The organism is Synechococcus sp. R55.7, from assembly GCF_047461955.1.
Classification (GTDB): domain Bacteria; phylum Cyanobacteriota; class Cyanobacteriia; order Thermostichales; family Thermostichaceae; genus Thermostichus.
This window is the reverse complement of sequence record NZ_JANSIC010000224.1, coordinates 1-4,193: the sequence shown is the minus strand read 5'-3', so window position 1 is coordinate 4,193 and position 4,193 is coordinate 1. Positions and strand designations below refer to the sequence as shown.

Genomic DNA, 4,193 nt, shown 5'->3' with positions numbered 1-4,193 from the left:
CTTCAGGTGGGAGTAGAAGTATTGGTAGGGCTGGGAGCTCCATCGGACTCCGTCCTGCCAACGTCGGCGGCAGCAGGTGCAGTTGCCGGCAGTGTAGGTTCTGGCCCGGCAGGAGGCAACTCCGGTGCCGGTGCGGGCTGAGGCAGAAAGTCGATGACCTCCCAAGTCTTGGAATCCGGTGAGCTGTAGGCCAGCAGCCACCGTTCGGGCACGGTTTTGACGCGGTCGGGCGAGCGTTGTGTAGCAACAGTTTGTGCCTTTTGGTGGGCCAGGGTGAGCTGGAAGGGATCCCCTTTGCGGCGATAGGGGCGGCGGGATCCCGGCGGATGCACGATTAGGGTGTAGGTACCGCTGAGGTGATGGCCTTCCAGGGTTTCTCCTGAGGCCAACAGCAAGGGTTCACGGCGATCCTGGCGGATTTTCACATCCTGCAATTGCAGGCGGGCTGCTAGCTGGTCACTGCCCACCAAGGATCCCACCGGCCCGGACAAATGAGCGATCTGATAGGCGAGGGCCTGCTGCACAATCGGCTTTGGCGGTCTAGGGCCGCAGCCGGCCAGCAGCCCCACCAGCACAATAGCCACAAGGCTAATCGTGCCCCGCAGAACCGATCCCCTACAACTCCACCCCAGTTTTGGCATCGCTTCCCCTGAGGCCATCAGACGGTAACTAAGGTGGGGTGTTGCTTCAGGTATTCCGTATTCACGCCGGACTCGCGGGTGAGAGCCACCAGGCCGGTACGGGCGATCTCACGGATGCCAAAGCTGGTCAACATCTTGATGATGGCCACCATTTTGCCGGGATCCCCGGTTACCTCGAGAGTCAAAGACTCCTCCGCCACATCCACAATCCGGGCGCGAAACATTTGGGCCACATCCATAATGGCGGAGCGGGTATCGGGGCTGGCATTGACCTTGACCAGCATCAGCTCCCGTTCCACGCAGGGAACATGGGTGATATCGGTAACTTTCAGCACGTCGATGAGCTTGTAGAGCTGCTTCGTCATCTGCTCCACATCGTGTTCATCTCCCTGCACCACCATGGTGATGCGAGAGATCCCCGGTCGTTCGGTGGGGCCAACGGTGAGGCTGTCGATGTTAAAGCCGCGACGGGCAAACATCCCCGCAATGCGGGTTAAAACGCCAGGCTGATCCTGCACGAGGGCGCTGAGGGTGTGTTTCACGGCAACCAGAGGATAGAGAAAAAGCTGAGAAGAGGTTGGGGAAGCACCTGGGAATAACAATACCCTGAGGAAATTTTACGCCAACTTTGCCGGAATGTTTTTCGCATTGCTCCGGTCGGAGCACAGCTGCAGAGCCGGCGCCCTAGAGAAAGACAGCGCAGCCGTTAACTCTCCAAAGACCCGCGCGTAACCCCCAATTGGCTGTGTAGCTTCAGCTCCTGCCACAGTTGGGATCCGCTGAGTTGACCTTGTAGGAGTTGCTGATAGCGGTGCAGGGTTTGTTGGATCTCGGCGGGGGATTCATGCAAAAATTCGATGCGCAGATAGCGCAGGCCCAAGGCCAATAATTTCGGCACATATTCTGCCCCCGTTTGGGCCTTGCCGTTGTAGAGGGTATTCCGACAGCCGGCATCGGCCTTCAAAATGTGCTCGACATTGGCCCTGTCCCTCAGCTTCACCTCGTGTTTTTCACATGGGCGACCACAATTGGTGTAATCCGTTCCGCTGGATAAAAAGGCGCAAAAGACGCAGTGCTCCATGTGGAACAGGGGCATATGTTGATGAAGGGTAACCTCATACCTATGGGCGGGGCCGGCTTGCAGCAGGGATCCCAGTTGCTCGTGGTTGAGGTCATAGGAAGCCGTCAGGCGCTCCAGGTTGTAACGGGTTTTGAGATAGTGGGCCGTGATGGGATTGGCCACATTCAAGGAAAAATCCCCAATGCAGCGCTGCCCGGCAAAGAAACGGAGATGATCGTAATTTCTCACCAAGTAGCCATCGGCCCCAGCGGCCAACACTTGCTTTAGGATCCAGGTTTCTCCCGGCTTGGTGATGCGGGGCGGAGCGACCCACAGTTCCACCTCGGGATGGGCGGCTTTGGTTGTGCGGATCACCTCCCGATAGCGGCGGGGATCCTCAAACTCCAGATAGATCTGCCTAATACCGCTGGCTATCGCCGCCGGCAGTTGCGCCGGATCCCGCACCAACACCACCAACTGCGGGGATCCCCTTTCGGGCTCCTCCTGAGAAGGCACCAGATCTTGCCAGCGAGCTTCGGGATTGAGTTGCCAGCGCGGGGGCTGAGCTCGCAGAGCTTGTAGGCGTTCCACCGCTTGTCGGCGCATCTGGTTGAGCAGGCTCACCGGCAGCATTACCTCCCCCTGCAAGGCATTGTGCAGGGATCCCAACTTGAAGGGAGTGGAGCCCAAACGGCCCAGTTGCTGTCGCAGTTTTTCGGTGGTGAGGGGTTGGCGGTGGGCAGCTTCCAGGGGCAGCGGCGAATCCACCTGCACCGTATGGCCTTGCTCATCCCGCAGGATCAGCGTCAGCGGGGATCCCACTTGGCCGTGAACCTCCATGTGGACAGGCCGCTGAAAGCGGGGGTGATCCCCGGCGTAGCTCTGGCGCAGGCGCTTTTCCAGTTCCGGGTCGCTGGTCTTCCAGAGGCGATCCCCCACCCGCAGACGTTTGAGATCAATGACCCCCTCTCCGAAGCTGAGCCAGGCCAGCCCCTGCTTCTCTTGCACCCGGTAAACTCGCCCCCCCTGCTCCGGCAACTCCGGCTGCCCCTGGTCAAACACCACGCCGTCCCCAGCTTTGAGGGGTGCCTCCAGCCGGATCCCCACCTGATCCTGTTGGATCCCCACCACTTGCCCCAGGTAAACCCCCCGTTTCTTGCCAAACCGCGCGTGCACCAGCTCCTGGTTGTTGATGCCCCGCAGCCAGCCCGTATAAAGCCCGCGAGAAAAGCTCATCTCCAGCTCGTAGCGTTCCTGTTGCGAGGGCTGCCACGGCTGTCCCACCCCCAGCGCATCCAAGGCCTGCCGATACACCCGCGTTACATTGGCTACATATTCTGGGGATTTCAGCCGGCCCTCAATTTTCAGACAGCGGATCCCCAGCTTCACCAGCTCCGGTAGCACCTCCAGCCCGGCCAAATCTTGAGGGCTGAGCAGATACCGCTTCTCCCCCAAGTCGCGGCGGATCCCGTCTACCACCAGCTCATAGGGCATGCGGCAGGCTTGGGCACATTCCCCCCGATTGGCCGAACGCCCCCCCAGCGCCTCGCTGGTCAGACATTGCCCCGAGTAGGCCACGCACAACGCCCCATGCACAAAGACCTCCAGAGATAGGGAGGATCCCTTCTCTTGCAGATAGGCCTGGATCTGGGCGATTTCCTGGAGGGAACATTCCCGCGCCAGCACCACCACCTCACAGCCCAGCTCAGCGGCAAACTCCGCTCCCACTCCACTGGTGATGGTCATTTGCGTGGAAGCATGGATGGGGAAATCGGGGGAAAGATGCCGGATCAGGCGGGCGATGCCGATATCCTGCACAATCACCGCATCCACCCCCGCCGCAATCATCGAGCGGATGTATCCCTCGGCTTCCGTCAGCTCCCTTGGAAAAACCAGAGTATTCAAAGTAACATAGCCCCGTACCCCCCGCCGGTGCAGCCAGGCCATCAGTTCCGGCAAATCCGCTTCCGTAAAGTTGCGGGCGCGCATCCGGGCGTTGAAGCGCTCCAGCCCAAAGTAAATGGCATCGGCTCCGTTTTCCACTGCCGCCTTGGCACACTCCCAATCCCCCGCCGGGGCCAGCAGCAGGGGCAACTTGGTGGTCAGAGGCGGCGCCTCAAAGTGATCCGTTTCCGCGAAATCTATCCCAGCAGCTTTCATCGGAAGACAGCCCCACAAAGAGAACAAGGGATCCTTTCCCATTCAAAATCAAAAAACCTGAGAGCAGGATCCCCTTGTCTCAGGTCAAGCTGCCTCTGCCGGCGGCCTCTTAACAAAAAACTCGTTCCGTCCGCAAAGGGTCTAGCTAAGAAGCCACCAGCACATTCAGGATCCCGGTGAGGACGGCGCTGAACAAAGCCAACGTTAGGTAGCGGCCAACAGCCGGGTTGTCACCCAGCAGCCGATCGGAAGCGCTGATGGTGAAAAACAAAGACCAGGCCTGAGTAGCGTTGATGGTCTCAAATTGGTTGAATTCAGCGGTGAAGATCTTA

At 59.5% G+C, this 4,193-nt stretch carries 4 protein-coding genes; all 4 read right to left on the bottom strand.

Features of this window, described 5'->3' with window-relative positions; all coding sequences use genetic code 11:
• Positions 1-2: 2 nt before the first annotated feature.
• Entirely contained in the window at positions 3-584 is a 582-nt protein-coding gene (locus NW820_RS10645; RefSeq protein ID WP_414407469.1) for a hypothetical protein, read from the bottom strand.
• Between the two features lie 74 nt (positions 585-658).
• The gene (gene ilvN, locus NW820_RS10640; protein ID WP_011432604.1) at positions 659-1,183 is read right to left on the bottom strand and encodes an acetolactate synthase small subunit; all 525 of its coding nucleotides are present in this window, start codon (positions 1,181-1,183) and stop codon (positions 659-661) included.
• Positions 1,184-1,347: 164 nt separating this feature from the next.
• The gene (locus NW820_RS10635) at positions 1,348-3,861 is read right to left on the bottom strand and encodes a DUF3656 domain-containing U32 family peptidase (RefSeq protein WP_414407468.1); all 2,514 of its coding nucleotides are present in this window, start codon (positions 3,859-3,861) and stop codon (positions 1,348-1,350) included.
• A gap of 145 nt (positions 3,862-4,006) precedes the next feature.
• The coding region (locus NW820_RS10630; RefSeq protein ID WP_414407467.1) for a hypothetical protein at positions 4,007-4,193 on the bottom strand (187 nt) is incomplete at its 5' end.